This window comes from Afipia broomeae ATCC 49717, from assembly GCF_000314675.2.
Classification (GTDB): domain Bacteria; phylum Pseudomonadota; class Alphaproteobacteria; order Rhizobiales; family Xanthobacteraceae; genus Afipia; species Afipia broomeae.
Genome location: NZ_KB375284.1, coordinates 318,531 through 342,063, shown reverse-complemented (window position 1 = coordinate 342,063; position 23,533 = coordinate 318,531). Strand labels below are relative to the sequence as shown.

At 62.4% G+C, this 23,533-nt stretch carries 19 protein-coding genes and 1 pseudogene; 11 read left to right on the top strand and 9 right to left on the bottom strand.

Features of this window, described 5'->3' with window-relative positions:
* Positions 1-362: 362 nt before the first annotated feature.
* Entirely contained in the window at positions 363-2,066 is a 1,704-nt protein-coding gene (locus tag HMPREF9695_RS21100; protein ID WP_245258801.1) for a glycosyltransferase family 2 protein, read from the bottom strand.
* A gap of 16 nt (positions 2,067-2,082) precedes the next feature.
* Between HMPREF9695_RS21100 and HMPREF9695_RS21095 the strand changes: the two genes are divergently transcribed.
* Genes HMPREF9695_RS21095 through ybaK form a run of 4 tightly spaced genes read left to right on the top strand, consistent with a single transcriptional unit; the run spans position 2,083 to position 5,843 of the window.
* A complete protein-coding gene (locus HMPREF9695_RS21095) occupies positions 2,083-3,021 on the top strand; it encodes a transporter substrate-binding domain-containing protein (protein WP_006022932.1) in 939 nt (312 codons plus the stop codon).
* Between the two features lie 16 nt (positions 3,022-3,037).
* On the top strand, positions 3,038-3,688 hold the full coding sequence (locus HMPREF9695_RS21090) for a Pr6Pr family membrane protein (protein ID WP_006022931.1): 651 nt from the start codon (positions 3,038-3,040) through the stop codon (positions 3,686-3,688).
* 20 nt (positions 3,689-3,708) lie between these two features.
* Positions 3,709-5,349, top strand: a complete 1,641-nt coding sequence (locus HMPREF9695_RS21085; RefSeq protein WP_006022930.1) for a lysine--tRNA ligase — start codon at positions 3,709-3,711, stop codon at positions 5,347-5,349.
* A gap of 20 nt (positions 5,350-5,369) precedes the next feature.
* Positions 5,370-5,843, top strand: coding sequence for a Cys-tRNA(Pro) deacylase (gene ybaK, locus HMPREF9695_RS21080; protein ID WP_006022929.1), 474 nt, complete (start codon positions 5,370-5,372; stop codon positions 5,841-5,843).
* A gap of 9 nt (positions 5,844-5,852) precedes the next feature.
* Here the strand turns inward: ybaK and HMPREF9695_RS21075 are convergent, their stop codons facing one another.
* Positions 5,853-6,479: a S24 family peptidase gene (locus HMPREF9695_RS21075; RefSeq protein WP_006022928.1), complete on the bottom strand. Its 627-nt coding sequence runs from the start codon at positions 6,477-6,479 to the stop codon at positions 5,853-5,855.
* A gap of 218 nt (positions 6,480-6,697) precedes the next feature.
* On the opposite strand from HMPREF9695_RS21075, the gene HMPREF9695_RS21070 reads away from it, so the two are divergent.
* Positions 6,698-7,042 (top strand): DUF952 domain-containing protein, encoded by a 345-nt coding sequence (locus tag HMPREF9695_RS21070; protein ID WP_006022927.1) that lies wholly within the window; start codon positions 6,698-6,700, stop codon positions 7,040-7,042.
* The gene (locus HMPREF9695_RS21065; protein WP_006022926.1) at positions 7,039-8,133 is read left to right on the top strand and encodes a quinone-dependent dihydroorotate dehydrogenase; all 1,095 of its coding nucleotides are present in this window, start codon (positions 7,039-7,041) and stop codon (positions 8,131-8,133) included. Before HMPREF9695_RS21070 ends, HMPREF9695_RS21065 begins: the two co-directional genes overlap by 4 nt.
* On the opposite strand, the pseudogene HMPREF9695_RS21060 reads toward HMPREF9695_RS21065, so the two are convergent.
* The 4 genes and pseudogenes from HMPREF9695_RS21060 to HMPREF9695_RS21045 all read right to left on the bottom strand — a co-directional run bounded on the left by HMPREF9695_RS21060 (position 8,108) and on the right by HMPREF9695_RS21045 (position 12,530).
* Positions 8,108-9,396 (bottom strand): annotated as a pseudogene (locus HMPREF9695_RS21060) (MATE family efflux transporter). The gene HMPREF9695_RS21065 and the pseudogene HMPREF9695_RS21060 overlap by 26 nt on opposite strands.
* Before the next feature lie 57 nt (positions 9,397-9,453).
* A complete protein-coding gene (locus tag HMPREF9695_RS21055) occupies positions 9,454-9,759 on the bottom strand; it encodes a DUF6460 domain-containing protein (protein ID WP_006022924.1) in 306 nt (101 codons plus the stop codon).
* Between the two features lie 66 nt (positions 9,760-9,825).
* A complete protein-coding gene (locus tag HMPREF9695_RS21050; RefSeq protein WP_006022923.1) occupies positions 9,826-11,502 on the bottom strand; it encodes a cisplatin damage response ATP-dependent DNA ligase in 1,677 nt (558 codons plus the stop codon).
* On the bottom strand, positions 11,499-12,530 hold the full coding sequence (locus tag HMPREF9695_RS21045) for a ligase-associated DNA damage response exonuclease (protein ID WP_006022922.1): 1,032 nt from the start codon (positions 12,528-12,530) through the stop codon (positions 11,499-11,501). Before HMPREF9695_RS21045 ends, HMPREF9695_RS21050 begins: the two co-directional genes overlap by 4 nt.
* 245 nt (positions 12,531-12,775) lie before the next feature.
* Between HMPREF9695_RS21045 and HMPREF9695_RS21040 the strand changes: the two genes are divergently transcribed.
* A complete protein-coding gene (locus HMPREF9695_RS21040) occupies positions 12,776-13,702 on the top strand; it encodes a class I SAM-dependent DNA methyltransferase (RefSeq protein ID WP_041713002.1) in 927 nt (308 codons plus the stop codon).
* Positions 13,703-13,711: 9 nt separating this feature from the next.
* Here HMPREF9695_RS21040 and HMPREF9695_RS21035 read toward each other — a convergent pair whose 3' ends face one another.
* A complete protein-coding gene (locus tag HMPREF9695_RS21035; protein ID WP_006022920.1) occupies positions 13,712-15,142 on the bottom strand; it encodes an outer membrane protein in 1,431 nt (476 codons plus the stop codon).
* A gap of 313 nt (positions 15,143-15,455) precedes the next feature.
* On the opposite strand from HMPREF9695_RS21035, the gene HMPREF9695_RS21030 reads away from it, so the two are divergent.
* From HMPREF9695_RS21030 to HMPREF9695_RS21015, 4 genes are all read left to right on the top strand, one after another.
* Complete coding sequence (locus HMPREF9695_RS21030) at positions 15,456-16,673, top strand: ABC transporter substrate-binding protein (RefSeq protein WP_006022919.1); 1,218 nt, start codon at positions 15,456-15,458, stop codon at positions 16,671-16,673.
* A 77-nt stretch (positions 16,674-16,750) separates the two neighbouring features.
* Complete coding sequence (locus HMPREF9695_RS21025; protein WP_006022918.1) at positions 16,751-19,312, top strand: ligase-associated DNA damage response DEXH box helicase; 2,562 nt, start codon at positions 16,751-16,753, stop codon at positions 19,310-19,312.
* A 6-nt stretch (positions 19,313-19,318) separates the two neighbouring features.
* The gene (gene pdeM / locus HMPREF9695_RS21020) at positions 19,319-20,011 is read left to right on the top strand and encodes a ligase-associated DNA damage response endonuclease PdeM (RefSeq protein WP_006022917.1); all 693 of its coding nucleotides are present in this window, start codon (positions 19,319-19,321) and stop codon (positions 20,009-20,011) included.
* A 278-nt stretch (positions 20,012-20,289) separates the two neighbouring features.
* The gene (locus HMPREF9695_RS21015) at positions 20,290-21,624 is read left to right on the top strand and encodes an NRAMP family divalent metal transporter (RefSeq protein ID WP_006022916.1); all 1,335 of its coding nucleotides are present in this window, start codon (positions 20,290-20,292) and stop codon (positions 21,622-21,624) included.
* On the opposite strand, the gene HMPREF9695_RS21010 is transcribed toward HMPREF9695_RS21015, so the two are convergent.
* Entirely contained in the window at positions 21,621-22,403 is a 783-nt protein-coding gene (locus HMPREF9695_RS21010; protein WP_006022915.1) for a TIGR02186 family protein, read from the bottom strand. The genes HMPREF9695_RS21015 and HMPREF9695_RS21010 overlap by 4 nt on opposite strands.
* On the bottom strand, positions 22,400-23,326 hold the full coding sequence (locus HMPREF9695_RS21005) for a sulfite exporter TauE/SafE family protein (protein ID WP_006022914.1): 927 nt from the start codon (positions 23,324-23,326) through the stop codon (positions 22,400-22,402). Before HMPREF9695_RS21005 ends, HMPREF9695_RS21010 begins: the two co-directional genes overlap by 4 nt.
* Between the last annotated feature and the right edge of the window lie 207 nt (positions 23,327-23,533).

Genomic DNA, 23,533 nt, shown 5'->3' with positions numbered 1-23,533 from the left:
TTGAGCGTCGCAGCTCTGGCAAATCAATCGGGTGTTCTCAAATGTGTATCCGTCGGCAGCGCGAAATCGATCAAGCACGGTCGGCGTCAAGGGCAGTTGATTTCTGCACACAGCACATGTTCCACTTTGGGCAACTCGCTTTTTTGCCTTAAGTTTCTTGCGCGCGGCGGGTTTGCTTCGCTCGTCGTACGTTAATTCCTTAGCTAATTTTCGGTTCAGCGCGAAGCGGAGTTCTCGATCGCCTTTGCTGGCTAAGTCAATTTTGGTTCTTGTTTCGATTAGGATCGAATTTGCTGTTGCGAGCTCGTCTTTAGAAAGTCGTCGGTTTGGCATGGCGAAATTGCTCTAGGTATTTGTTGCGACTACGTTGCGACAGCAGGCTGCCAATGTGGCTTGGTTGGGGTGAAGTTGCTGAATGCAAATATAAATCTGCGTTGTTGACATGGGCGCATCCAGCCCTTCATCCATCGCGAGCGCTGCCGTAGCCATGCCGTGAACCGTGCTGGCGCCTCTTCATAAGTCGTCGACGGAAACATCACGCAACGATACCTGAAACGCGCGAGCCGGAAGCCGAGATCTGCATCTTCGGTCACGTTATAGGGGTCCCAGCCGCCGACCTCGCGCAGCACGCTGGTGCGGAAATGATTGGACGAGCCGCCGAGCGGCAGCGGCATTTCGAAATTGGAAAAGCCCTGCAGGAAGACATCGAATTGCCCGGCGTATTCGGCGGTGAACATCCGCGGTATCCAGCCGTCTGCGGTGTTGTCGATGCAAAGACTTGCCTGTGCGCAGGCAACCTCTGGTCCATAGGTCCGGAAGACATCGAGCGCATCGCGAAGCTGGCCCGGTTCGGGGCGGTCCTCGGCATCGAAGACCGTGATGAAGGTGCCGCGCGCGAAGTTCAGCGCGCAGTTGAGGGCCTTGGGTTTTGTGCGGGGTCCCACGTCGGGTGCGATGATGACCTGCACATGCGGCATAGGTCCGAGCCTGGCGATCGCCGCGCGGGTTCCGAGATCGTCGGTCTCGATGACGAGCTTGATGTCGAGTTTTTCGGGAGGATAGTCCAGCGCACCGATGTACTGCATCAGCGGCGCGACGGATGAGGCCTCCCGATACAGCGCTGCGATCACGGTGTAGATGGGCAACTGACTGTCAGGCAGCCGGGGGCGCTGACGCCGCCGTTTGGGCGGCGAAAGACACCCCGCAAGCCGCAGACTCGTAAACAGCAAAAACCATATGGCGAGGATCAGGCCGAAGGTGTCGATCACCAGCATGGGTGCCAGCGTCAGCAGCGCAACGGGAGCCGCAAGCCGCAGAAGATGGCGGCCGAAACGAAACAGGCGGCTGCTCGAAGCTGGAACCGGTGCGGCTGAAAGCGGGGGAAAACGCGTGACGAGGTTTTCCGCTGCGGTGCGGGCCAGGATATTGCCGGATTGATTTTCGAGAAATGCGTTGAACCGTGCGGTCGACGCGAGCCGAACGCGCGGGAGAAGAGATGGATACTCCGTGATCAGCCGGATGATGCGCCGTGCGGTGTATCCGTGTGGTGCGGACACATACGCCAGTTCCCCCCGCTGCCGGATGGGAAGGATGCCGTGCCGTGCGCAGAGGTGAAGGCCGTCATGGGGCAGGAGACAGTCAGCAAGGCTGAGGTCGTCGAGGGTTTCGATTTGCAGTCCGGTATGGATGGCAAGCTGGTCGAGATATGCGTCTTCGCTGATGACACCCCACTGGATCAGAACCCGTTCAGCGCCAACCCCGATCTCGTTGCTGCGCCGCTCGGCCGCGGCGATCAGGGAAGGGGCGAACAGGTGGCGCAGGCAATCGAGCTCCACCGCTGGACCGGGCTCGCGTATCCCCGGCCGGTTGTCGTTCTGTGAGGGTGGAGGCCCCAGCAGTCCGGCGATGTATGACGTGAGATTCCGGGCGGACGCCGTCAGGCTCGCGAAACGTTGCGGCCTGGCCCCGTCAACCTCGCTTGCCCGCCCAGCCACGGCCATCAGACCGCTACCCCACGCCACAAACGCACTCGAATCCGCCTGTGAATGGTCTATAAGACCCGACACGCGGAACCCCGGGTCAATGCAACCACAGATGGTATCTTCCTTCAATGTCCAATTGCGCGGCGCTGTCCATGCAGCCGCCGGGTTGGCCGTCTGGGCTGCTCTGACGTGGTTCGTGCCGCCAGCACTCGCGCAAGGCGCTCCAGCAACCTCCCAGTCGCCTTCGCCTGCGGTCATTGCGCAGCCCGCAGCGCCTCAGGCTGTGCCAGGATTCTGGGATCCGCGGCGCCGGCCGGATCGGCCCGACCTGTCGCGTCTGACTGTCATCCGGTTCCTGACAGAGACGGACTATCCGCCCTTCAACTTCACGGGACCGGACGGCAACCCGGCCGGATTCAATGTCGATCTGGCCCGGCTGATCTGCGATGAAATCAAGGTGGCATGCACCATCCAGATGCGCCGGTTCGAGACGCTGGTGGACGCGATCAACGGTAACCGCGGCGATGCGATCATCGCGTCACTGGCTGTGACGCCGCAGCTTCGCGCCAAGCTCGATTTCAGCGATCCCTACTACCGCTCGCCCGCGCGCTTCGTGTCGCGCAAGGACGCTGTGATGGCGGAGGTCCGGCCGGAATATCTCGAGGGCAAGAAGGTCGGAGCGATCGCGGGCTCGTCCCATGAGGCCTATCTGAAGACGCTGTTCACCGACGCGCAGATCGTCAGCTTTCCGAATGACGACGCGCTTCGCCTTGCGCTGCGCCGGGGGGAGGTCGATTTCATTTTCGGCGACGCGATTTCGCTGGCGTTCTGGATCAACGGAACCGATTCCGGCGACTGCTGCGCGTTCAGCGGGGGCCCCTTCACGGAGAGCCGGTATTTCGGCGAGGGCGTCGGAATCGGGGTCAAGCGCGGCAACGACGTGCTGCGGCAGGCGCTGAACTGGGCGATGTTCCGGCTCTGGGAAAAGGGCCGCTACACCGATTTATGGCTGCGCTATTTCTCGGTCAGTCCGTTCTAACTTCTCGGATGCGGCAATGACTTTGACGCGAACGGCGAAACTCAAGCGAACCGCCGCGGCGCTTCTTGCGCTGCTGGGATGGGCGACGCTTCTGCTGCAGTATTGGCTTTTGATGCGAACCGCCGGCGTGATGGCGCTTTCGCCGCTTGAGGCCACCATCCGCTTTTTCTCCTACTTCACGATCCAGTCGAACATTCTGGCGGCCCTGGTGCTGACCGCATTTGCGATCAAGAGCGGCCCGGAGGAATGGCTGGTGCATCCGTTCGTGCGCTCCGCGGTGGCGGTTTACATCGCCATGGTTGGATTGGTTTATGCCGTGCTGCTGCGGCAGCTCTGGTCGCCGGTGGGCGCGCAGTGGATTGCAGACGCGATGCTGCATTACGCCATGCCGATCGCCTACCTGCTGTTCTGGCTGACCTGTGTGCGCAAGGCGGGGCTGCGCTGGTACGATCCGCTGCTGTGGCTGATCTATCCGCTGTTCTATCTTGGCTTCGTCCTGGTGCGCGGAAAGATGTCCGGCTTCTATCCGTACCCCTTTATCGACGCCAAGACCTTGGGTTATGCAGGTGTTGCGGCTAATACAGCCGGATTGCTGATCGTCTGCGCTGCGATTGGCATGTGTCTGGTGATGACCGGCTGGTGGCTCGCGCGCCGGCAGCCGGTTTGATTTTTGCGCGGAGATTCTTGATGTCGACTGAAATGCCTTCATCCGCGAGCGACCTGCGGGCGCTTGCCGAACAATCCAACGCCTGGCCGTTCGAACAGGCGAAGCAGATTGTCGCGCGGCTGAAGAAAAAACCCAAGGACGAGGTGCTGTTCGAGACCGGCTACGGTCCCTCCGGGCTGCCGCATATCGGCACCTTCGGCGAGGTGGCGCGCACCACCATGGTGCGCCATGCGTTTCGCGTGCTGACCGAGGACAAGATCAAGACGCGGCTGCTGGCGTTCTCCGACGACATGGACGGCCTGCGCAAGGTGCCGGACAACGTGCCGAACAAGGAGATGCTGGAGCAGGATCTCGGCAAGCCGCTGACGCAGGTGCGCGATCCGTTCGGTACCCATCCGAGTTTTGGCGAACACAACAACGCGCGGCTGCGCGCGTTCCTCGACACCTTCGGGTTCGACTACGAATTCGCCTCATCCACGCAGTACTACAAGTCGGGCCGCTTCGACGCGACGCTGCTGAAGATGCTGGAGAACATCGACAAGGTGATGGCGATCATGCTGCCGTCGCTGCGCGAGGAGCGCGCCGCCACGTACTCGCCGTTCCTGCCGATTTCGCCGCGCACCGGGGTCGTGCTGCAGGTGCCGATCGTTGAACACGATGCGAAGGCCGGTACGATTTCGTATGACGATCCGGACACCAGGGAGCGCGTCACCGTTCCGGTTACCGGCGGGCATTGCAAGCTGCAATGGAAGCCGGATTGGGCGATGCGCTGGGTTGCGCTCGGCGTCGATTATGAAATGGCGGGTAAGGACCTGATCGATTCGGTGAAGCTGTCGGGCAAGATCTGCTCGGCGCTCGGCGGCACGCCGCCGGAAGGCTTCAACTACGAACTGTTTCTCGACGACAAGGGCCAGAAGATTTCCAAGTCGAAGGGCAATGGCCTGACCATCGACGAGTGGCTGCGCTACGCCTCGCCGGAATCGCTGTCGCTGTTCATGTATCGTGAGCCGAAGGCGGCGAAGCGGCTGTATTTCGATGTGATCCCGCGCAATGTCGATGATTATCAGCAGTTCATTGACGGCTATCCGCGTCAGGACGGCAAGCAGCGCCTGAGCAATCCGGTCTGGCACATCCACGCGGGCAATCCGCCGCTGGCCGATATGCCGGTGACCTTCCAGTTGCTGCTGACGCTGGTGTCGTCATCGAACGCGGAGAACGCCGAAACGCTGTGGGGCTTCATCGGCCGCTATCGCCCGGGCGTGACACCGAAGACGCATCCGAAGCTCGACGACATGGTCGGCTACGCGATCAACTATTATCGCGACTTCGTGGCGCCGACGAAGACCTTCCGCGAGCCGACCGAGAGCGAGCGCGCAGCTTTGACCGATCTGCGCAACGCGCTGGCGCAACTGCCGCCTGAGGCATCCGCGGAAGACATTCAGAACGTGGTCTATGAAATCGGCCGCCGCGAACCGTTCCTGGATCACAAGAAGGCCGGCAAGGACGGCCGCCCGGGCGTGTCGCTCGACTGGTTCAACATGCTCTATCAGGTGCTGCTCGGCCAGGAGAAGGGCCCGCGCTTCGGGTCGTTCGTCGCGGTCTATGGCGTGGCGAACGCGATCGCGATGATCGATGCTGCGCTGAAGCGAGCGGCGGCCTAACCGCCGCCTTGGAGCCACGCATGTCGAAAGTGACGCGCGCGACCAAGATGCTTGAACAGGCCGGCGTCGCCTTCACCGTTCACACCTATGATTACGATGGCGACGCAGACCGGATCGGATTGCAGGCCGCCGAGGCGCTCGGCGAAGATCCATCGCGGGTGCTAAAGTCGCTGATGGCGCTGGTTGACGGCAAGCCGGTCTGCGTCATCATTCCGTCCGATCGCGAAGTGTCGATGAAAAAGCTCGCCGCTGGGTTCGGCGGAAAATCCGCGCAGATGATGAAACCGGCCGATGCGGAACGCCTGTCGGGCTACAAGGTCGGCGGCATCAGTCCGTTCGGACAATCGAGGCCGCCGCGCGCCGCCATCGAGGAGCAGGCGATGGCGCAGGATCTTGTCTACATCAATGGCGGGCAGCGCGGATTGCAGGTGCGGCTCAATCCGCGCGACGCGGCAAAAGTGCTCGGCGCGATTGTTGCGCCGCTGGTGGCTTGAGGCGGAGGCTTACTGGCTCGCCCAGACGATGCGCGCGATCCATTCGACGTTCTTGGCGTCGATGACGCGGTCCTTGTGCGCCGGATTGAGCGATTGCAGTTCGATGACTTTCGCGGTCCGGCGTTTCAGTTCCTTGACCATGACTTCGCCGTCCTTGGTCTTCACCACGACACGATCGCCGCGCCTGATCGGTGAGCCCGGCGAGACGATGATGACATCGCCGTCGCGATAGGCGGGCTTCATCGAGTCGCCGGAAATTTCCAGCGCGTAGGCATGCTCGTCGTTGACCGACGGAAGCCCGACTTCGTCCCAGCCCTTGCCGACCGGAAAGCCGCCGTCGTCGAAATAACCGCCAGTGCCGGCTTCGGCGAAGCCGAGCAGCGGCACCGCCTGCACCGAGCGTGCGGTGTCCTCGATGAACTGCACGAACGTGTCGACGGTGGTGCCGGTCGCGGCCAGCGCTTTCGCGACGGATTCGGTCGATGGCCAGCGTTCGCGTCCGTCCGGCGTGATCCGCTTCGATTTGTTGAAGGTGGTGGGATCGAGGCCCGCACGTTTGGCCAATGCGGATGCCGATAAACCCGCGCGTTCGGCGAGGCGATCGAGCGCATTCCAGATTTGATCGTGGGTCAACATGGGATGGCCGGATGTCTGGCCCAGCCGACCGGACCGGGCAGTGAATTTTATCAGGAACTAGGAATTATTACCTCGAAACGGGCGTCTCTGCAATGCATAGCGATCAGATGAACGCTGCCCTTGAAGTGGCCGGAGCGCGCCGATACGGTCTGCGGGGCGCTCGGCAGAGCTCCGAAAAATCTCAAATGAATTCAATAACTCACGAGAGTCCGCCCGCCGTGTCCACGATCTACAAGATTTGCCCCGCGTCGGCCTGGCGCGAGGCCGAGCGGCAGGGCGCCTTTCGCGGCAGTGCCGACGACAAGCTCGACGGCTTTATCCATTTTTCCACGGCGTCCCAGGTGGCGGGGACCGTCGCCAAGCATTTCGCAGGGCAGACGGGGCTGTTTCTGATTGCGGTCGATGCCGAGGCGCTGGGCCCGGCGTTGAAATGGGAACGCTCGCGCGGCGGCGAGTTGTTTCCGCATCTCTACGGCGAACTCGACACCGGCGCCGTGACAGAAATCCTCGACCTGCGTGCGCGCTCCGACGGTTCGCACGATATTCCGGAGCTTGCGTCGTGATCCGCGCTTTCGATGCTCTCACGTTGCCGCTGCTGCGCCGGCTCGATCCGGAGGACGCCCATCGGCTTGCGATCGGCGGGCTGCGGCTGTTGCCGCCGGCCAAGCCGCGCCCCAGCGATCCCAAGCTTGCGGTGCGTGCCTTCGGCCTGAACTTCCCCAATCCTGTCGGCATGGCCGCGGGCTTCGACAAAAATGCCGAAGCACCGGACGCGTTGCTGCGGCTGGGTTTCGGCTTCGTCGAGATCGGATCGGTGACACCGAAACCGCAGGACGGAAATCCGCGCCCGCGGCTGTTTCGCCTCGAACAGGACTCCGGTGTCATCAATAGGATGGGTTTCAACAATGACGGGGCGGAAGCCGTGCTTCGGCGGCTTGCCGCGCGCTCGCGTCTCGGCGGCATCGTCGGTGTCAATGTCGGCGCCAACAAGGACTCGATGGATCGCACGGCGGACTACGTCCGGCTGATTGAACTGTTCGCGCCGGTGGCGAGTTACTTCACGGTCAACGTGTCGTCGCCCAACACGCCTGGCCTGCGCAATCTGCAGCAGGCGGCGGCGCTGGACGATCTTCTGGCGCGGGTGGTCGATGCGCGCGAGCGCGTGCGCAAGAATGCCGGCGATTCGCCGCTGCTTCTGAAGATCGCGCCGGATCTGACGTTGCAGGAACTCGACGATGTTGTGCACATTGCCCGCTCGCGCCGGGTCGACGGCATGATCGTCGCGAACACCACGCTGGCGCGGCCCGCCTCATTGCGCGAACAGGCCCGCGCGAAGGAGCAGGGCGGATTGTCCGGGCGGCCGCTCTTGAGGTTATCAACGCGCATGGTCGCGGAAACATACGTGCGCGCCGAAGGCGCGTTCCCGCTGATCGGCGTCGGCGGAATCGATTCTGGCGGGGCTGCGCTGATGAAGATCCGCGCCGGCGCCACTCTGATCCAGCTCTATTCGTCGCTGATCTACAAGGGCCTCGGACTGGTCGAAGACATCAAGGCCGACCTCGTATCCACGCTGCGGCGGACCAGCCGCGACAGTCTCTCCGAAATCGTCGGCGCGGATGCTGCGACGATTACCGCGGAGCCGTGGCCGGACTAAGCTTTCCGTTGCCGAATGAAGCCCTGAACTGCGCGGGATAACGCAGCGCCTGCAAGCCGCCGCGCGCGACATAATGAATCAGGAGCGCGCTCCACAGGCCCGCATTGCCGAACGGCCGCAGCAGCGCCCACGCCGCGAGGAAGATCACCAGCGACAGCAGCATGAGATTGCGCATGTCGCGCGCCCAGGTCGCGCCGATGAAAATGCCGTCATAGGCGAATGCGAAAAAGCCGACGAGCGGCGCAAGAATGACAAAGACGAGATAGTCGTTCGCCACGCGTTGAATATCGAGATTCGGCGTCATCACCGCGATCAGACCCGATCCGAAAAAGAAGTAAGCGGTGCTCACGGCGAGCGCGAACACCGATCCCCACAGCATGATGAGTCGGGTTGCGGTCAGGAAGCCCTCGCGATCGCGCTTGCCGTAGGTTCGTCCGCAAATCTGTTCGGCGGCATTGGCGATGCCGTCGAGAAAGAAGGCGCTGATCAAAAGGAAATTGTTGAGTACCGCATTGGCGGCGAGCACGGTGTCGCCGGCGCGTGCGCCTTGCGACGTAAAGAAAAGAAACGCGGCGATCAGGGCCGCGGTGCGAATCAGAATGTCCCGGTTGACCGCGAACATGTGCAGGAGCCGCTCGCGGTCGAACAGCCGCTCGGTGCTGATATCGAATACACCGCCGAGCAGACGCCAGGCCAAGGCCGCGCCGACAATAAATCCGGTGGTTTCCGCCAGCACCGCCGCTATCGCCGCACCCGCGATGCCCTTGTTCAGCACCAGGACGAGCCACGCTGTCATTGCGATGTTGGCGACATTGATCAGGATTTGCAGGGCAAGCGCGGTTTTCGCGCGCGCCTGGCCGACGAACCAGCCGAGCAGAACATAGTTGCCGAGCGCCATCGGCGCGGACCACAGGCGGATCGCGAAGTATTCGCGTGCGGCCGCCGTCACAGGCTCGCTGCCTCCCATCAATGACAGGATGACAGTCCCGAGAGGTTTGCTCACGGCAATCAGCAGCAGGCCGATTGCCGCCGCGACGATAATCGCGCGAAACAGGGTTGCGCGGATTTCAACATGATCCCGCGCGCCGAGCGCCTGCGCGGTGAATGCGACGGTGCCCATGCGCAGGAAACCGAACAGCCAGAACAGGCAATCGAAAACCACCGATGCGATGGCGACGCCGCCGAGCGGGCGGGGTCACCCAGTCTGCCGATACAGGCCGTCGCGACGACACCGAGCAGCGGCGTCGTGAGGTTGGCCAGCATCGCCGGACCGGCGATGCTGAAAACCTGTGCGGTTGTGACTTTGGCCGCGTCTCTCAATCAGCGCGGCCGCTGGGTGCTGAACAGCCGCGAGATCAGCCAGACCGGGATCACGATCACCGCGCCGAGCAGGAAGTAACGCCACACGCCGTTTATGAAATCGAAGCCCAGATTCCAGATCCAGTCGATCAGCCGGCGGATGCTGTAGATGATGTTCCACGGATCGAAGCCGATCGCGGCGAGCACGACGCCGACCAGCAGCGACAGCAACACCAGCCGCAGCAGCACCGCCAATGGCGAGCCGCCGAGAAAACGCGACAGATTGTCGTCGTTCCTGGCTGGGATTTCTCTCACGTCGTCCGGCATTGTCGTCTCCTCGGTGGGTGCGCCATCGCACAATAGCACGCCACATGGGGAACTGTCTCGGTTGCGTCAATGGCCGCTGGCGGTCGCCGGAGAGGAAATCTCGCTCTCGGAGATTAACATCCGTTCAAGTGTCTCCAGCCGGTCGGCATCGCGCGGCGGCTTGTCCCACCGCAGCCGGCTGATCCGGGGGAAGCGCATGGCGACGCCGGACTTGTGCCGCGCCGAGCGCGCCAGTCCCTCGAAAGCCACCTCGAACACCAGTCCCTGATCGGGCTCGTGCACCACATGGCGCACCGGGCCGAACTTCTCGGTGGTGTGGCGGCGGACGAAGCGGTCGATTTGAATCAACTCCTCGTCGGTGAAGCCAAAATAGGCCTTGCCGACCGGCACGAGCTGATCGGCGCCATCGATGCTGGTCCAGACGCCGAAGGTGTAATCGGAATAATACGACGAGCGTTTGCCGTGGCCGCGCTGCGCGTACATCAGCACGGCGTCGATGATGTGCGGATCGCGTTTCCATTTCCACCACTGGCCTTTCGGCCGGCCCGGCAGATACGGCGCGTCGCGGCGTTTGAGCATCACACCTTCGACGGCCTCCGAATCCTCCCCGGCTCCGGCGCTGGCCGGATCGGCCCGCGCGGCGGCGAGATGGTCCCACGTGCTGAAGGACACTTGAGGCGAGAGATCGATACGCGGATCATTGAGTTGCGCCACAAAGGCTTCGAGTTTCGAGCGCCGCTCAGTGAAGGTCAGCATGCGCAGGTCGTTGTCGCCGTCACTCAGCAGATCGTAGGCGCGCAGATGAATCGGATAGTCCTTCGTCAGCTTCGGCGTCACGGATTTCCGGTTCAGGCGCTGCTGCAAGACATTGAAGGTCTGTACGCGTCCGTCGCGCAGCACCAGCAGTTCTCCGTCGAGCGCGCCGGGAAATCTCAGAGATGGCACCAGATCGGGAAAGCTCTTGGTGATGTCTTCGCCGGTGCGTGAATAGAGGCGCGTGAGGATGTTGCCGCGCTCGTCCTTCCCGCTCACGGCCTGCACGCGGATGCCGTCCCACTTCCATTCAGCGGTGAAGTCGTCCGGTGCGAGATTGGCGAAATCCGAATCCTCGATGGCATGTGCCAGCATCACCGGACGGAACGGCGCGGGATCGCGGTTGACCGGCTTGTCGGCGCGGCCTTCCAGCCACGCGAACAGATCGAGATAGGGCGGCACAAGTCCTGGCCAGATCAGTTCGACATCGTGGGCGTCCTTGTCGCCCAGCGCCGCGGCGGCGGTTTTTGCCAACCGTGCGGAGACGCCGATGCGCAGGCCGCCGGTGACGAGTTTCAGCAGCGCCCAGCGGCCGGTCTCATCCAATTCGTCGAGCCAGCGGACAAGCTGTGCAGGGATTTCGGTCTTGCCGAGGGTGTTAAAGGTGGTGACGACTTCCGTCAGCGTCGGAGGCGGCGGAGAGTTGGTAGCGCGCTTGTCGGCGGGCCACATCAGCGCAACTGTCTCAGACAGGTCGCCGACATAGTCATACGACAGCGCAAACAGTGTCGGATCGGTGCGCGCGGCAATCAGGTCGCGGATCAATCCTGCCTTGGCGTGACGAAACGACAGCGCGCCGGTCAGCGCCGCCAGCGCCCAGCCGCGATCTGGGTCCGGCACCTCGCGAAAGTAGTTTGTGATCAGCCGCAGCTTGTTGTTGCGGCCGGGCTCATAGGCAAGGCGGTCGAGCAGATGCGCAAACCGGTTCATGACGTCGCCTCTTCCGGCGCAGCGCCTTCGTCCTCGTCACCGTAGCCGACCAGATCGAGCGGCCGCGCTTTGAGGCCCTTCGACTGACACCAGTGAACCAGTGCGTCTTCCTGGCCATGCGTCACCCAGACTTCGCCTGCGCCGGTCGCGTCGATGGTCGCACATAGTCCGTCCCAGTCGGCGTGATCGGAAATCACCAGCGGCAGTTCGATGCCCTTTTGCCGCGCGCGGGCGCGCACCCGCATCCAGCCCGATGCAAACGCCGCGACCGGATCGGGAAACCGCCGCGTCCAGATGTCGGTAATGGCGGAGGGCGGCGCGAGTGTAATGGTCCCGGCAAGGTCAGCCTTCTTCACGCCTTTCGCCAGCCGCAACTCGCCGAGATCGATGCCGCGGCCCTCATAGTAGCGCGTGATTTTCTCCATCGCCCCGTGCATGTAGATCGGTGCGGTGTAGCCTGCCGCGCGGATCATCGCGATGACGCGCTGTGCCTTGCCGAGTGAATACGCGCCGACCAGATGGGCGCGCTCCGGAAACAGCGCCACCGAGGCCAACAGTTTGGCAATCTCGCCTTCGACGTTGGCGTGGCGGAAAACCGGCAGTCCGAAGGTGGACTCGGTGATGAAGACGTCGCACGGCACCACCTCGAACGGTGCGCAGGTCGGATCGGGTGTGTCCTTGTAGTCGCCCGAGGCGACGATTTTGGTCTTGCCGCTGCTGACGGCGATCTGCGCCGAGCCCAGCACATGCCCGGCGGGATGGAATGTGACGCTGACCCCGCCCAGTTTGATGGTCTCATTGTAGGAAATCGCCTGCGTGCTACCGGCGAAATTGTCGCCGTAACGGAGCCTCATGATGTCGAGGGTTTCCTGCGTCGCCAGCACTGCACCATGGCCAGGGCGGGCATGATCGGAGTGGCCATGGGTAATCAGCGCCCGCTCCACCGGCCGTACCGGGTCGATATGAAAGCCGCCGGGCTTGCAGCAAAGGCCGGCGGCGACGGGCATCAGGATGTCTTGCGGGCGCATGTGTAGTGGTCCGATTCTAACATTCGCATCGCGTCTCGGCAGGCACCCTTGCGAATGTTAGAATCAAGGGACCACTAGCAAATATAGGTTTCTAGTGGAGTTTTGGATTTGACATTCGCTTGCGGACTCGCGGGAGCAGGGAGCGAATGTCAAATCCACTCCACTAGGTTATATAGTCGCTCGGAAGCTGCATTGGAGTCTGGTAAGTGGTGAGCGGCTTCTGTTTTGGGGTTCAGATCAAGTCCATGCCTGCGTCCTTGTTCCTCTCGTCAGGAAACCTGATCGCCGACCGGCGCTATGATTTCGGACGCGACCTGCAATTGCGCGGCGATCTTGCCGCCGCAGCCGATCTGATGATGCAGGCAGCGGAACTCGAACCCGGCTTTGCTTCGGCGTGGTTCGCGCTCGGCGATCTGCGCGAGCAGATGGGCCAGCGCGACGACGCGGTGAACGCCTATCTCCGTGCCCGGGATGCCGACCCGGATGATCGCCACGGCGCGAAGCTGCGGCTGATGCGTCTTGGCGTCGAAGATCTCTCCGCCATGCCGCCGGGTTATGTGCGTGCGCTGTTCGATCAGTATGCGCCGCGGTTCGACAAGACGCTGGTGAACGATCTGGATTACCGCGGGCCGGCGGTGTTGCTGAAGGCGGTGCTGGCGGCGCGTCATGCGGCAAAGCTGCCGGCGCATTTCAAGCGCGCGATTGATCTTGGCTGCGGGACCGGCCTTGTCGCGCGCGAGTTCGGCTCACTCGCCGATGAATTTATCGGCGTCGATCTGTCGTCCGGCATGATCGAGCGCGCGCGTGACACGGGCCTCTATGCACGTCTGGATGTCATGGACATGCTGCAAGGCTTGCAGGCCGAGAGTGACGCGAGCGCAAACCTGGTCATCGCGGCGGACGCCTTCGTTTACGTACCGGAACTGGATGCGTTGCTGGTCGAGACGGCGCGTGTTCTGACGCCGCAGGGTTTGCTGGCGTTCACGGTGGAGACGCACGTTGGCAAAGGTGTAATTCTCGGTCCCGGGCTGCGCTACGCCCACGGCGAGGCCTATCTGCGCAAGGCAATTGCCGATGCCGGATTGACGCTCTGCGAGATCACCGCGGTATCCACCCGCATCGAAGCGAACGAGCCCGTACCGGGACTGGTCGTCACCGCAAGCAAGGCCTGACCGCTGCGATCAGTACTTCGCGGTCACCGGCGCATCGAAGTGGTAATTCACGCCGGTGCGGAAGATGTGATTGGTCTCTTCTGTCGTCAGGTTGTGCTGAACGCCGTTGAGATTATAGCTGTTCGATGCGCTGCCGAGATCGATGTAGAGATACTCGGTCTTCACGGTCCACTGACCGGGCTTGAACCAGTCGAACAGTTCGAGCGGCGTTTCGACGCCGGCGCCCAGCGCCCAGCCGGCGCGCACATCCTTGAAACTTGCGGTGCCGTTGATTCCAAGCGTGGTGATGTTTTCGGTCACGCGGGTCTTGACCTCGCCATAGGCGAGACCGCCGGTGGCGTAGAACAGCGTCGGGCCGACGCCGTAGCCGATGCGCGCGCGAACGGTGCCGAACCAGTCAAGCTTTTGACGATAGACGGCTGACGTGGCTGCCGTGCAGGTGAACAGGCAGCTTCGATCGGTCTCCTGGGTCGAATACTGGATGTCGCTCTCAAAACCGTACACGACATTGCCGCGCTGCCAGTTGTAGCCGGCCTGCAGGCCGCCATTGTAGCCGCGCGGTGCAAGGTCGAAATTGTTGCTGGCTGTGACGCCGGACAGGACGGTATGGGTCGTGGCATCGCGCGCGATGCCTGAACCGCCGTTGCCACCGGCGTAGAAGCCGGTCCAGTTCGCGGCAGGCGTCTGCGCAAACAGGCTGCCGTTGCCGCCAATGCGGTAATTCACGCCCGCACGGAAAATGCTCTCGCGCACCTCGGTGCCAATCACATGGGGCGTTCCACCAAGCACGAAGGCCTGGTTGATCGATCCGAGATCGACATAGAGATATTCGATCTTCGCGGTCCAGTTGCCGCCGACCGCCGCCTCGATGCCGCTGCCCAGAGCAAACCCGGCCCTCGTCTGCTCAACTGCGAAAGTGCCCGCGTTGATGCCGATGAGGCGTTCAGTGTCGCTGACCTTGACGCCGCCATAAGCGAACCCGCCGGTGAAGTAATTGAGGATCGGGCCGGAGGCATAGCCGACGCGGCCGCGCACGGTGCCGAACCAGGTCATGTCCTGCCTGAGTGCGGCGGCGCTTGGCACGCTGCAGGTCAGGATGCAGTTGGCGTGATTTTCCGTCCCGATGCCCTGAATGTCGACTTCCGCGCCGATCACCCAGTTGCCGAACTGATAGTTGTATCCGGCCTGGCCGCCGCCAACGACGCCCAGCGAGGCGAGGTTGAAGGTTTCGAACGAGCCGCCGAAGCCGAGCACATTGAGGCCGGAGCGGCCTTCGCCGCCAACAGCAACGCCGGCATTCACGCCGGCATACAAACCGGTCCAGTCATAGGTCGTCGATGCGACAGGCGCTTTCCTGAAGACAAGTTTGGCAGGAAGGTCCGCAGCTTGGGCGCTTACCGTCATTGCGACAAGCGCGGCCGCGATCAAAAACTTCTGCATGCTATTCCAATTCAAAGCCCGGTGCTGTTTAGCGGGCGGCGAGGCGTTCCGCTGTACCTTCCCGGCCACACATGAGCCAAATTGTCGCAGCGCGGCTTCACGAAATTTTGCTGGAGCTAGAGGCGGTTACGGCGCGGGCAAGCAAAATGACCCGGCCGGCGTGCAAAACGATCGGGGTGACGTCAAAACGCAAGACAGGGCTCCTGAGCACGGCAGGATGCCGGGATCTGCGTCCGACCCGGGATGAATCGCCGGAAAAAAATCAAAGGCATCGCAGAATGCTACTGGGTCAATTCAGGGAGACAACACGAAAATGAAAACGACGATGAAATCGTTCGCGGCCGGCGCGGCGCTCGCCGCTGCCGTCCTGATGGGAGCGTCCAGCGCGCAGGCCCAGAAGAAATACGATCCGGGCGCGAGCGACACCGAAATCAAACTCGGCCAGACCGTGCCGCATTCGGGACCGGGCTCGCTCTATGGCGTGATCGGCCGCACCCAGGCGGCGTATTTCCAGATGCTGAACGAAAAGGGCGGCATCAACGGGCGCAAGATCACGTTCCTGACGCTGGATGACTCGTACAGCGCGCCGAAGACCGTGGAGGCGACGCGGCGTCTGGTCGAGCAGGAAGAAGTCCTTGCGCTGTTCGGCTCGCTTGGCACCGGCCCACAGACGGCTGTGCAGAAATATCTCAACGGCAAGAACATCCCACAGCTCCTGCTCAACACCGGAGCCGGACGCTGGAACGATCCGAAGAATTTCAAATGGACCACGCCGGGCCTGCCGCTCTATCCGACCGAGGGCCGAATCCTTGCGCGCTACCTCTTGCAGAAGAAGCCGGACGCCAAGGTCGCCATCCTCTACCAGAACGACGAGTTCGGCCGCGACTATATGAATTCGTTCAAGGAGATTTTGGCGGAAGCCGGCGACAAGGTGAAGGTCGTCGCGGAGGCATCCTATGATCTCACCGATCCGACGATCGATTCACAGATGATCAATCTGTCGAAATCCGGAGCGGATGTTTTCTATAATATCTCCACCGGCAAGGCGACGTCGCAGTCGATCCGCAAGGTCGCCGAGCTTGGCTGGAAGCCGCTTCATCTTCTGGTCAGCACATCGAGTGGCCGGTCGATTTTGAATGCGGCCGGCGCGGATAATGCCATTGGCATCGTTGCCGCGAGTTACACCAAGGAAGTCGGCAGCCCGAAATGGGCGGATGATCCCGATGTGAAAGGATTTCAGGAACTGCGGACAAAATATCTGCCGAACGTCGATCAGGACAACACGATCGCGTTTCAGGGTTATTCGCAAGCAGTGACCATGGCGCGCATTCTCGAAAAGTGCGGTGACGAACTCACCCATGCCAATGTTCTGAAGCAGGCCACATCGCTGGCGGGTTACAAGGCACCGATCTTCCTGCCCGGCATCACCTACTCAACGTCTCCGGATGATTATTCGCCGATCAAGACGCTGTTCATCGGAACTTTCAACGGCAAGGACTGGGATCTGGATACAAAGCCGGTCAGCCAATAACCTAAGACGTGCGAGGGCAGGGTGGAATTTCCGCCGCTGCCCTCGACCGTGACCGCGCGACGTCTTACTTCTAGGGCGTGAAAACCAAAACCCCGGCATCGCCTGATTTGCTGCCCGAGATTTTCCAGCGCTGGTTCGCGGCGCGGGGCTGGTCGCCGCGCGTGCATCAGCTCGATCTCCTGGCAAAGGCGCGGGACAACCGGTCAGCTCTGCTCATCGCACCGACGGGTGCGGGCAAGACGCTGGCAGGATTTCTGCCGACGCTGGTGGAACTGGGCACGCCTCAGCCGAAATCCGCGAAGACGATATCGACCGGCCGCAGCGTGGTGCGCAGCGGTGGTCTGCACACACTCTATATTTCTCCGCTCAAAGCGCTGGCGGTGGACATCGCCCGCAATCTAGAACGTCCCATCGCCGATATGAAACTGCCGGTCCGTGTGGAAACCCGCACCGGCGACACGCCGGTGTCGCGGCGGCAGCGACAGCGTAAATATCCGCCGGATATTCTGCTGACCACGCCCGAGCAGCTCGCGCTGCTGCTGTCGTCCGACGATGCGCCGTATCTGTTCTCATCGCTGAAGCGGATCGTGCTCGACGAACTCCACGCGCTGGTGACATCAAAGCGCGGCGATCTGCTGTCGCTCGGTCTCGCGCGGCTGTGGCGGCTTGCGCCGCAGGCGACGGCCGTGGGCCTGTCGGCGACGGTCGCGGAGCCTGACGATCTGCGGCGCTATCTGGTGCCGCAGACCGGCGGCGTGCAGACCATGGCCGATCTTGTCATCGCGGATGCTGGCGCTGCGCCGATCGTCGAGATGCTCGATACCAAGGAGCGGCTGCCGTGGGCCGGCCACATGGCGCGTCATGCGCTCGGCGAGATTTACGATCTGGTCAAGTCTAACAAGACCTCGTTGATGTTCGTCAACACCCGCGCACAGGCGGAAATGCTGTTTCAGGATCTCTGGCGCATCAACGACGACGGTCTGGCGATTGCGCTCCATCACGGTTCGCTCGATGTGGCACAGCGCCGCAAGGTCGAGGACGCGATGGCGGCGGGCAAGCTGCGCGGCGTGGTCTGTACCTCGTCGCTCGATCTCGGCATCGACTGGGGCGACATCGATCTCGTCATCAATGTCGGCGCGCCGAAAGGCGCGTCGCGGCTGATGCAGCGGATCGGCCGCGCCAATCATCGTCTCGATGAGCCGTCGCGCGCCGTCATGGTCCCGGCGAACCGGTTCGAGGTGCTGGAGTGCCGCGCCGCCATCGATGCGGTCGCGGAGAATGCGCAGGACACGCCGCCGCAGCGCACCGGTTCGCTCGACGTGCTGGCGCAGCATGTGCTTGGCTGCGCCTGCGGCGAGCCGTTTCTCGCCGATGAACTTTACGCCGAGGTACGGAGTGCCGCGCCGTATATGGATCTGCCGCGCAAGGATTTCGACGATGTGATCGATTTCGTCGCCACCGGCGGCTACGCGCTGAAAAGCTACGAGCGCTTTGCTCGTATCAAGCAGGACAAGGCCGGCAGGTGGCGGGTCACCAATCCGCGTGTGCGCCAGAGCTACCGTCTCAATGTCGGCACCATTGTCGAAGAGCCGATGCTGAAGGTGAAGCTGGTGCGTGGCAGCAACAAGGGGGGCGGCTCGACCGGAGCCATCGCGCGCGGCGGGCGGATGCTGGGCCAGATCGAGGAATATTTCATCGAGGGACTCGTGCCGGGCGACACCTTCGTCTTCGGGGGCGAGGTCGTGCGTTACGAAGCGCTGATGGAAGACGAGGTTTATGTCTCGCGCAGCAACGACGCCAATCCCAAGGTGCCGTCCTACATGGGCGGAAAGTTTCCGCTCTCGACCTATCTCGCCGAACGCGTGCGTTTGCTGCTGGCCGATCAGCGCGCATGGAAGGGCCTGCCCGATCAGGTGCGCGAATGGCTGTCATTGCAGGCCGCATTTTCCCGTGTGCCGGGATCTCGCGAACTGATCGTCGAAACCTTTCCGCGCGCCGACAAGCACTATCTTGTCTGCTATCCATTCGAAGGGCGGCTTGCACATCAGACGCTCGGGATGCTGCTGACGCGGCGGCTGGAACGCGCGCGTGCTAAGCCGCTTGGCTTTGTCGCCAACGAATATGCGCTCGCCGTGTGGTCGCTCGGCGATATGTCGGCGATGGTCCGCAATGGCCGTCTCAAACTCGACGCGTTGTTCGATGCCGACATGCTCGGCGACGATCTCGAGGCGTGGCTCGCAGAATCCGCGCTGATGAAGCGCACGTTCCGCACCTGCGCGGTGATTTCAGGATTGATCGCGCGCCGCTTCACCGGCGAGGAGAAATCGCGGCGGCAGGTGCTGTTCTCGACCGACCTGGTCTACGACGTCCTGCGCAAGCACCAGCCCGACCACGTGCTGCTGCGCGCCGCGCGGTCTGATGCCGCAACCGGCCTTTTGGATATTCGCCGCCTGAGCGATATGCTGATCCGCATTAAGGGCCGAATCACGCACAAGGAACTCGATCGGGTTTCGCCGCTGGCGGTGCCGGTGATGCTGGAAATCGGCCGCGAAGCGGTTTATGGCGAAGCATCGGACGAGTTGCTGGCGGAGGCCGCCGAGGAACTCGTGAAAGAGGCGATGCCGCCCGATCAGGATTGACAAGAGATGCAAGGGGCGCAGGCGACAGATCGAATCCAGGCCGTCACCGTCGCCGGCATTACCTTTTTAGCTGACCTCGCCGGCGCGCTGTTCTGGGAAGACGAGCGCCTTCTGGTTGTCTCCGATCTGCATCTGGAAAAAGGGTCCAGCTTCGCGCAGCGCGGCGTGCTGCTGCCGCCGTTCGATACGGCGGCGACGCTGGCGCGGCTCGGCGCCGTGATCGCGCGGCATGATCCGCGCACGGTGATCGCGCTCGGCGACAGCTTCCACGACCGCGACGCGCATGAGCGGCTGTTACTGGACGACCGCGATGCTCTGTCCGCCTTGCAGGTGCGGCGCGACTGGATCTGGATTTCGGGAAATCACGATCCGGCCTTGCCGCGCGATCTCGGCGGGACGGTCGCGGATGAAGTCGCGATCGGCCCGATCATGTTTCGTCATGAGCCGACCGGCGCGGTTGGCGAGATCGCAGGCCATCTTCATCCCAAGGCGCGGGTATCGACGCGTGGACGCTCGGTCGAACGGCGCTGTTTTGCCAGCGACGGCGAACGTGCGGTGATGCCGGCATTCGGCGCCTATACCGGAGGCCTGAGCATTCGCGATGTCGCCTTTGCGGCGATCTTTCAGACGCTGGCTTTCACCGCACATGTGCTGGGTGACCGGAAGGTGCACAGCATCGCGGCGTCGCGCTGTTACTAAGATCTAAGCTGCTGGCTGCTGGCTGCTGGCTGCTGGCTGCTGCTGCTGGGTGCTTTTGCCTGTCTCGTGTTGCTTGGCTCGATCCCTGAACACGTCGCGGCATGGGACCTGCTCGGCATCGTTCCGGTCGCACTTGGCATCTACCTCGTTAACCGATCAGTGGTCCCATCAGCCACGGCATGATTTGATCTAACCCCTGGACTTCGGGCCGCCGACACGACAGACCTCGTGGAACCCGGCCGCATGGCGGCCGTTATCTGCCGCGGCTGGATATGGGCATGGCAAACCACAAGATCGATCATCGGAAGACAGATCATCCGGGAAGGGTGGCTCAGCACGATAGCAAGCCTGAGCCGTTCAGCCTGCGCGGCTTTCTGAAAACCCTTGGCCCCGGGCTCGTCACCGGTGCCTCGGATGACGATCCGTCCGGCATCGGGACTTATAGCCAGGCGGGCGCGCAGCTCGGTTACGGCATCGGCTGGACCATGCTGCTGACATTCCCGCTGATGGTGGCGATTCAGGAAATCTCTGCCCGTGTTGGTCGCGTCACAGGCCTTGGCATCGCCGGCAATGTCTGCCGGCATTATCCGGGTTGGGTGCTCAACATCATCGTGGCGCTGCTCTTCATCGCCAACACGATCAATATCGCGGCGGATCTGGCAGCCATGGGCGATGCGCTCAAGCTATTGATCGGTGGTCCGGGCTTTCTCTACGTGCTGGTGTTCGGTGTTGCCTCGACGGTTGCCCAGATTTTTCTCGACTACAAACGTTACAGCTCCGTGTTGAAATGGCTGACTCTCAGCCTGTTCGCTTACGTCGCTGCGCTTGCGGTGACGAAAGTCTCGTGGGGCGATGCCTTGCGCGGAATCGCCATTCCGCATGTGCAATGGACTTCGGCCTTCCTGACCACGCTGGTCGCCATCCTCGGCACGACCATCTCTCCCTATCTGTTTTTCTGGCAAGCCTCTCAGGAAGCGGAGGATCAGCGTATCGATGCGAAGAAGCAGCCGCTGGCAGAGAAACATTACGGCGCCGAGAAGGAGTTTCATCGCATCCGCGCTGACACCATTGTGGGAATGGCGTTCTCGAATCTGATTGCGGTCTCGATCATCATCACGGCAGCGGCGACACTGAATGCGGCGGGTAAAACCGACATCGAAACATCCGCGCAGGCGGCGGAAGCACTCAAACCTATTGCCGGCGCTTTTGCCGAGTTCATTTTCGCGCTCGGCATTATCGGTACCGGGTTGCTGGCCGTTCCGGTGCTCGCGGGGTCCGCAGCTTACGCGATCGGCGAGGGCCGCAGATGGCCGGTCGGTCTTGCCCGCAAGCCGCGTGAAGCGAGGGCGTTTTATTCGGTGCTGGCATTGTCGGCCGGTATCGGCATCGGTCTTAATTTCACGCCGATCAATCCGATCTCGGCATTGTACTGGAGCGCTGTGATCAACGGCGTGCTCGCGGTGCCCGTCATGGTTCTGTTGATGGTCATGGCGCGCCGCCGCGATGTGATGAGCAAGTTTGCGATCACCGGTCCGCTGTTCTGGCTGGGGTGGCTGTCGACGGCGGCAATGGCGGTCTGCGTAGTCGCGATGATCGCAGGTTTCTTCTTCTAGTCCCTGCGGAAGACCACAGACGCCAGCCATCCGGTCATGATCGCCATCATCGCGGTCGCGAGACCATAGAGCAGCCCATGATAGCGGGCTGAATTGGCGACGAACTGTTCGAAGCCGACCTTGACGATTTCAAACGCGGTTTCCGTTTTGGCGAGAACCGCGCCGTCGGCGAACAGCTTGATGTCGACCGTGTAGGTTCCGGTCGGCACCTCCGCGGGCAGCGGAATTCCGGTCCGAAACAGCGTCGGCGTAAGGAATGTCACCGCATTGGTCTGTTCGCGGTAAAGCCCGTGGTCGGTACGCAGCCGGACGAAGGCGGTTCGGAACGGGTCGCTCGCGACCGTGTTGGCGACATCCGGCCCCATGCGCTGCGGCAGCGGGAAACTGGCCATGCCGATCTGCTGCCTGCGCTGCACATCCGGCGCGGCGATGTTGTCGATCGGGCGGTTGGCGAAGATCCCGAGATAGGCCGGGACCTGAATGAACTCGCGTGAATCGACATTGATCCAGATGCCGAGCTTGCGTTCCTTGCGCCGCGTGACCATGTCGGCGCGCGGTCCGCTCACCGTCACGACGATGTCGTAGGCTGTGCCGGGCGGTTTGGATTTGCTGTCGCGTTCGATTGATCCGAACAGCACGAGTTCTTCGCCGGAATAATTCGGCGTCACCGTGATGCGGTGGTTGGAGACCGAGACAATCAGGTTCTCTGCGCCCGCAGTCATGCTCGTGGCGAGGGCGAGCAATAGCGCTGCGAAGAAGGGGAGTGCGCGATGTCTCATCCGCCAATCCCCAGATCGCGAATGGAGTAGAGTTCATTCGGCCGGATCACCAGTTCAACCGCAAAGCGGACCCCGACCGACAGGATCAGAAGCCCAAGCAAGAGGCGCAGATGTTCACCGCGGATTCGCTGGCCGGCCCGCGCGCCGAACTGTGCGCCGATCACGCCGCCCACCATCAGCACCAGTGCCAGCACCGCATCGACCAGATGATTGGTTACGGCATGCAGGATGGTTGCGACCACCATCGTCACCAGTGTCAGCGCCATCGAGGTGCCGATCACGGTCGCGGTGGGCACCCGCAGGACATAGATCATGATCGGAATCAGCAGGAAGCTGCCGCCGATGCCCATGATGGCGCCGAGAAAACCGACAAGCAGCCCGATGGCAACCACCGGGATCACGGAGAGATAGATCTTGGAGCGCTTGAAGCGCATCTTCAGCGGCAGGCCGAGTATCCATCCCTGGGCGCGGGCCCGCCGGGTGATGGCCGTGTTGCCGCGCCTTGCACGCAAGATGGCGCGCAGGCCTTCGAGGAACATCAGGGTGCCGACGGCGGTCAGCAGCACCACGTAAGACAGCGCGATGATGAGGTCGAGCTGACCGACCGATCGCAGCAGCGCGAAAATCCAGACGCCCAGCGCGGTGCCAGTGACGCCGCCGCAGAGCAAAACCATTGACAGCGCCGGGTCGATCGCGCGCTTGCGCCAGTAGGATAATGCGCCGGAGAAAGACGACGCCGCCATGTGGCTGGATACCGAGGCAACGGCGACTGCGGGCGAGATTCCAACAAAGATCAACAGCGGGGTCATCAGAAACCCGCCGCCAATGCCGAACATGCCGGACACGAATCCCACCGCCGCACCCATCGCCAGGATGAGAAACACATTGATCGGAATGTCGGCGATGGGGAGGAAAAGTTGCACGCGCGTTCGCTTGAATTTTGGCGCGGGGCCGGGCCCTCGCAGCAGTGGATATGCCGCGACGCGGGTTGTGCGCCGCGCCCCTGCTTAGCCGAAATCGTTTGCGGGCGCGCTAAAGAATCCGGCAAGCGGTCCGAAAAATGCGCAGTGTGGTTTCGGGATTGCGCCGCGTTAATGTTAACGCGAGCGCGGGGCCCCGGCGCCGCGGCT